The organism is Methylobacterium longum, from assembly GCF_022179385.1.
In the GTDB taxonomy this organism is placed as follows: Bacteria; Pseudomonadota; Alphaproteobacteria; order Rhizobiales; family Beijerinckiaceae; genus Methylobacterium; species Methylobacterium longum.
In genome coordinates, this window is record NZ_BPQS01000196.1 from 1 (window position 1) to 323 (window position 323).

The following is a 323-nucleotide window of genomic DNA, read 5'->3' on the forward strand; positions in this document are numbered from 1 at the left end:
GTACCGTCGCACCTTCACGGCGCTCGACCTCAGCGGGATTTTTCGAGACCGGGAGGAGGGGACCTTCTACGACATCGTCCACTACGACGATCCCGCCCGCGAGATCGTCGCAGCGCGGTTGGCAGGCGAGATCCGCGGCGCTCTGGCGCGGGGCCGGACCGGCACACCCTTCGAACAGGCGAAGCGACTTTTCAGCGGCCGACAGCACTAGGTGTATGGTCCCGGGATGTGGTGTGACGGGTCGAGCCTGAAGCGTTCGGGCTCTTTCGTCCAGACCTGCAGGACATGCTCGTAGGGCGTGAGGCCGCGCAGGGTCTTCAGCC

Annotated in this window: 2 pseudogenes; one reads left to right on the forward strand and one right to left on the reverse strand. The window is 65.9% G+C overall.

Annotated features, from left to right (window positions below):
- Nucleotides 1-211: pseudogene (locus MFF58_RS32070) on the forward strand (GDSL-type esterase/lipase family protein); the annotation flags it as partial.
- Here the strand turns inward: MFF58_RS32070 and MFF58_RS32075 are convergent.
- Nucleotides 208-323, reverse strand: a pseudogene (locus tag MFF58_RS32075) (IS481 family transposase); the annotation flags it as partial. The pseudogenes MFF58_RS32070 and MFF58_RS32075 sit on opposite strands and share 4 nt — an antisense overlap.